The sequence below is a fragment of the uncultured Sphingomonas sp. genome, from assembly GCF_964235535.1.
Classification (GTDB): Bacteria; Pseudomonadota; Alphaproteobacteria; order Sphingomonadales; family Sphingomonadaceae; genus Sphingomonas.
The window spans coordinates 1-5,269 of sequence record NZ_CAXSBH010000088.1; the positions used below are offsets into that span (position 1 = coordinate 1).

The window sequence follows — 5,269 nt, forward strand, 5'->3', positions numbered from 1 at the left end:
CGAACAGGGGATCAGCTTCGCGCGGATCGGGTCGCTGAAGGAGGGTCCGGGCTTCGCCCTGACGATGGACGACGAGCGCGCCGCCAGGCTGGCGACCGAACATCTCCTCGAGCTCGGACACCGCCGGATCGGCTTCATCGCGGGGCCGCCCGACTATGAGCTCAGCGGCTGGCGGGTGAGCGGCTGGCGCGCGGCGATGGACGCGGCGGGCTTCGCGACCGACGATCTGCTCGCGCAAGGGGACTTCAGCTACGAGTCGGGCACGCGCGCCGCGACGGATCTGCTGGACGGCGAGGTGGCTCCCACCGCGATCGTCGCGAGCAATGACCGGATGACGCTGGCGACGCTGGAAGCGGCCCGCGCGCGCGGGCTGGACGTGCCGCGCGACCTGTCGCTGGTCAGCTTCGACGACACCCCGATCGTGCGTTTCACCCATCCGCCGCTGACGGCGGTGGTCCAGCCGATCGCCGAGGTGTCCGCGCGCGCCGTCGAGCTGATCATCGCCGACCAGGTCGGGGGCGACGTTCCGACCGCGCCCATCGTCATCCCGGCGAGCCTGGCGCTGCGCGGATCCACCGCGCCGCGCCCATCCCGTTCTTAAGCGCGCGGTGAGCGGCCCCGACGTGACCGTCCGCTCGGTCGGGATCGAGGGGCAGCCGCTCGTCGTGATCGACGGCTTCTCCGCCGATCCGGCCGCGCTCCGCGCCGCGGCGATCGCCGAGCGGTTCGGGCCGGCGGGACAGCATTATCCCGGGCTTCGCGCGTCGTTGCCGGCCGACTACTTCCAGGAACGCGGGTCGGTGCTCGCCGACGTCATGGCCCGGGCGTTCGGTTACCGGGGACGCGTAGACGTGCTCGACGCGAGCTTCTCCGTCGTGACGACGCTGCCGTCCGCGCTGTCCGTGCGGCAGCGCCTGCCGCATTGCGACGCGTTCGCGGCGGACCGGCTCGCGATCGTGCATTATCTGTCGCCCGAGGGGGGCGACGGCACCGCATTCTTCCGGCACCGATCGACCGGATATGAGACGGTCGACGCCGCGCGCGCGCCCGGCTATTTCGAGCGGCTCGACGCCGAGCTGCAGGATGCGGGCGAGCCGCCGCCGAGCTACATCGCGGACGATACGCCGCTGTTCGAACGAACGATGCTCGCCGAGGCGCGTTTCGACCGCGCGCTCATCTATCGCAGCTTCCTCCTCCATAGCGGTGCGATCGCCCCCGGTGCCGCCTTGTCGCCCGATCCGGCGACCGGACGGCTGACGGTCACGGCGTTTCTGGTCGCGGCCTAGCCGAGCCGCGGTTTACGGCGCGCGGTTGTCCAGTCCGCGCATGCTGAACACGCCCATCGCCGCCAACAATCGTTCGGCGGTCAATCCTTCGACGCCGGGCACCCATTTAGCGAGCCAGATCAGCATCCCCAGCAGCAGCTGCACCACTAGCCTGGTCTCGCACGGCCTGATCGATCCATCCGCCATCCCCGTCTCGACGAACCGCTCCAGCACGATCGTCAGCCGGTCGGCCCATTCGGCGATGACGTCGCGCTCTTGCGGCTCCAAGTGGAAATAGTCGCCGAAATACAGGAGCGGGCCGTCGCGTGCGGAGTCGTGCACCAGCTGCCACAGGAAGTGCTCCAATTTACCCGCGCCGGTCGCCTCGGCCTCGTCCGCGTCGGTCAGGAACGCCTCGAAGCGCGTCATCGATCGCTGATGGCAGGCATAGAACAGCGCGGGCTTGCTCGGAAAATAATAATACAGCGTCGCGTCGCGCAGCTCGAGCGCGGCCGCGATCTCCGTCATGGTCGCCAGCGCGTATGTGCGCGCATTCAGGACCGTCGTGGCCGCGACGATGATTGCGTCGCGCTTCTTGGCCGATTTGACGCTGCGCGACAGCGGACGGGCGGCCTCATCGGTCGCCTCCGCGATTCCTGACCCCACGCATGCGCCTCCCTTTGTCATCGACCTTCCCCTCCCGAGTGGCCCGGTCGGCGCAAGCGCCCATCCTGAACCCTCGTTTTCTAGATTGTGCTAGAATATCTAGTGTGGAATAGAAACCGGGAACACGACGCTCCGGGGTGACATCGGACGATCGGCTACGGGAGACGACGATGCGAAACGGCTTGAACTACGGCATATCCCTTTTGGCGCTGGCGATCGCCGGGCCCGCCTTGGCCCAGACGACCACGCCCGCACCGTCGGCCGGGCCGGATACCACCGCCCCGACCGTCGATCCCGAGCAGCCCGCCGCGCGCGACCTCGCCAGCGGGCAGCAGGGCGATATCATCGTCACCGCCTCCAAGCGCGAGCAGACGCTGCAGGACACGCCGATCGCCGTTTCGGTGACCAGCGCCGCGACGATCGAGCAGGCGCAGATCCGCGACCTGATCGACTTGCAGACGGTGGTGCCGTCGCTCCGGGTCGCGCAGGGCAACACATCCGGCCAGACCAACTTCTTCATTCGCGGCTTCGGCAACGGCGCAAACAACCCCGGCATCGAGCCATCGGTCGGCGTGTTCATCGACGGCGTCTACCGTTCGCGCTCCGCCGCGCAGATTACCGACCTTCCTAATATCGAGCGCGTGGAGGTGCTGCGCGGGCCGCAATCCACGCTGTTCGGCAAGAACGCGTCGGCGGGCGTCATCAGCGTCGTGACGCAGCGCCCGCAATTCAAGTTCGGCGGCTCGGTCGCGGCGACCTACGGTAATTTCGACCAGTACGTCGCCAAGGCCGACGTGACAGGCCCGATCATCGCCGACCTCCTGGCCTTCAGCCTGTCGGGCAATTACAACAAACGCGACGGATTCGTACGGGTCGAGAACCTGGATCGTAAGATCAACGATCGTGACCGGTACGACATCCGCGGTCAGTTGCTCTTCTCGCCGGGCAACGATCTGGAGGTCCGGATCATCGGCGATTACAGCAAGCTGGATGAACTGTGCTGCGGCACGCGCAACGTGCTGGCGGGACCGACGATCCCCGCGCTGGACTTCGCCGCCGGGCAGACGGCGATAAACCGCAACAGCCCCGATCCCGACCGCATCCGGCTGTCACGCCTGCCGGAGAACCGGATCGAGAATTACGGCGTGTCGGGCCAGATCGACTATTCGCTCGGCGACCTGACCCTGACCTCGATCACCGCCTACCGCGAACTGCGCAGCGAGAGCGTCGACGACGGTGACTTCACCGCGGCCGACATCAGCACCAACCTGATCAACACCAAGATCGACACGTTCACGCAGGAGCTGCGCGTCGCTTCGAATTTTGATGGCCCGATCAATTTCCTGCTTGGCGGTTTCTACTTCAAAGAGGATATCAACCAGGTCAATGCGCTCGATTTCGGCGTAGACACGCGCGATTACCTGAACTTGCTGGCCGGCGGCACGCCGGGGGCGAACGGTACGACCACGGGTGGCGGCATCAGTGCCGTGGAAGGTATCTTGCGCCTGCCGCCCCGCACTTTCCAGCAAGCCGGGCGGGCGATCACCGACCAGTTCGACTATAACGACGAGTCCTATTCGATCTTCGGCACCGTCGACTTTAAGCCATTCGATCGGCTTACGCTGACCGGCGGCTTTAACTACACCAAAGATAAGAAGCGCGTTCGGTCGAATGTCGTGTCCACCGACGCCTTCTCCGCGGTCGATCTCGTGGCGGTGGGCGTGGCGATCGGCGTACCGGCGACCGTCGCCAACACGGCAGCAAATCCGTTACTGGCTCTGCAGGGGCTGCAGTTCCTGCCGCCGTTCCTGAATTTTCCCAATGCGGTGGAGAACGGGCGTACCAACGATGACGACTGGTCCTACACCGTGCGCGCCGCATACGAGGCGAGCGACACGATCAATCTGTATGCGACCTACGCGACGGGCTTCAAGGCGAGCTCGTTCAACCTTTCGCGCGACAGCCGGCCGAGTGCCGCCGACTTCATCCGTGGTTCGTCCGCCCAGCGCCCGGCACCCGCAACCTCGCCGATCCGGGCGGCGGGACTGGCGATCCCCAACCTCACCTCCGGTACGCGCTTCGCCGGGCCGGAACAGTCCGAGGTGTTGGAGGCGGGGCTGAAGGCCGATTTCGGCCGCGTGAAGTTCAACGTCGCGGTGTTCGACCAGTCGATCAAGGGTTTCCAGGGCAACGTTTTCTCGGGAACCGGCTTCATCCTCACCAACGCCGGCCGGCAATCGACGCGCGGCTTCGAGTTCGAGGGCAGCGTGACTCCCGTCGATCCGCTGACGCTGTTCGCGGCGGTCACCTATCTGGATACCGAATATAACAGCTTCACGGGTTCGCCGCTCGGTGATCTGAGCGGCCAAGACGTCGAAGAGGTGGCCCCGATCACCATGTCGATCGGCGGGGCGTACACCCACGAATTCGCGGGCGGGCAGAAGCTGATCCTGCGGACGGACTATCAGTATGCCAGCCAGGTTCAGGTCAGCCAGGGGCTTCCCGGCTTCGTCCGCGTCGTGAACGGCGTACGCGACGCCTCGGCCGCGTTGGCGATCGGACGCCAGTTCAAGCGCGAGGTCGACGAGCTGAACGCCTCGGCGACGCTGCAGCTGTCGAACGGGCTCGAGCTGTCGGCCTATGTCCGCAATGCGCTTAACGACCGCTACCTGACCTTCATCTTCGACGGCGTGGCGCAGCCGGGCAGCGTGTACGGCTTCTACAATCAGCCGCGCACCTATGGCGGCTCCGTCCGGTTCAAGTTCTGACCGCCATGGTCGCATCCGCACCCGGCCCGACCGCCTCCACCGCACCGTCGCGGTGGACCACCGGCGCGTTCGGGTTCGGTGCGGTCGCCAACGGGGTCACCGAGACCGGCTTCAACTACTTCCTGCTGATCTTCTATTCGCAGGTGGTCGGCCTGGACGCCCGGCTCGTCAGCCTGGCGATCACCGCATCGCTTGTCCTCGACGCGTTCACCGACCCGGTCGTGGGCTATTGGTCCGACAATCTCCGGTCGCGCTGGGGGCGGCGTCATCCGCTCATGTACGCCAGCGCGATTCCGCTCGCGGTCGGCTTCGCGTTGCTGTGGATGCCGCCCGTGGGGCTGAGCGAAAACGGCGTATTCTGGTACCTGCTGCTGATGAGCGTTGCGGTGCGTGTGGCCGTGACTTTCTATGAAACGCCTTCGAGCGCGCTGTTGCCGGAGCTGAGTTACGATTACGACGAGCGCGCCTCGCTGCAAGGAGTGCGGACGTTTTTCGGATGGTCGGGCGGCAACGTGATGACCGTGCTGATGTTCGTCGTGGTCTTTCCGCTGTTCGTCACGCCCGCGATCG

Annotated in this window: 5 protein-coding genes; 4 read left to right on the forward strand and 1 reads right to left on the reverse strand. The window is 66.1% G+C overall.

Annotated elements, in window-relative coordinates; all coding sequences use genetic code 11:
- Both ACFE7F_RS15380 and ACFE7F_RS15385 read left to right on the forward strand, forming a co-directional pair.
- The coding region (locus ACFE7F_RS15380; protein WP_375404727.1) for a substrate-binding domain-containing protein at nt 1-601 on the forward strand (601 nt) is incomplete at its 5' end.
- A 7-nt stretch (nt 602-608) separates the two neighbouring features.
- The gene (locus ACFE7F_RS15385; RefSeq protein ID WP_375404728.1) at nt 609-1,286 is read left to right on the forward strand and encodes a DUF6445 family protein; all 678 of its coding nucleotides are present in this window, start codon (nt 609-611) and stop codon (nt 1,284-1,286) included.
- A gap of 12 nt (nt 1,287-1,298) precedes the next feature.
- Here the strand turns inward: ACFE7F_RS15385 and ACFE7F_RS15390 are convergent, their stop codons facing one another.
- Nucleotides 1,299-1,931, reverse strand: coding sequence for a TetR/AcrR family transcriptional regulator (locus ACFE7F_RS15390; protein WP_375404729.1), 633 nt, complete (start codon nt 1,929-1,931; stop codon nt 1,299-1,301).
- 170 nt (nt 1,932-2,101) lie between these two features.
- Between ACFE7F_RS15390 and ACFE7F_RS15395 the strand changes: the two genes are divergently transcribed.
- Nucleotides 2,102-4,699: a TonB-dependent receptor gene (locus ACFE7F_RS15395; protein ID WP_375404730.1), complete on the forward strand. Its 2,598-nt coding sequence runs from the start codon at nt 2,102-2,104 to the stop codon at nt 4,697-4,699.
- 5 nt (nt 4,700-4,704) lie between these two features.
- Nucleotides 4,705-5,269 (forward strand): MFS transporter (locus tag ACFE7F_RS15400; protein ID WP_375404731.1); only part of this gene is annotated, 565 nt, incomplete at its 3' end.